Annotated in this window: 1 pseudogene; it reads left to right on the forward strand. The window is 66.5% G+C overall.

Annotated features, from left to right (window positions below):
- A pseudogene (locus EOD29_RS31455) lies at nt 1-278 on the forward strand (glycerol-3-phosphate ABC transporter ATP-binding protein); the annotation flags it as partial.

Raw genomic sequence — 278 nt, forward strand, 5'->3', positions numbered from 1 at the left:
CGACCATTCTGCGACGGGGCGACGGCTACGTCGCCGTCTTCGACGGCCGGGAACTGCCGCTGCCTGCCCATTTCGACAAGAGCAGGATCGCCCCCTACGAGGGCCGCGAACTGGTGCTCGGCATCCGTCCGGAGAATTTCCACGAGCTGCCGCCGGCTGACATCGCGCCCGAGAACCTCGCGCCGCTCAAGGCGGTCGTGGAACTTGCCGAACCGATGGGATCGGAAGTGCACCTGAACATTGTGGCGGGCGGTCGCAATCTCATCGCCCGGGTCTCG

The organism is Mesorhizobium sp. M1A.T.Ca.IN.004.03.1.1, from assembly GCF_003997555.1.
Taxonomy (GTDB): Bacteria; Pseudomonadota; Alphaproteobacteria; order Rhizobiales; family Rhizobiaceae; genus Mesorhizobium.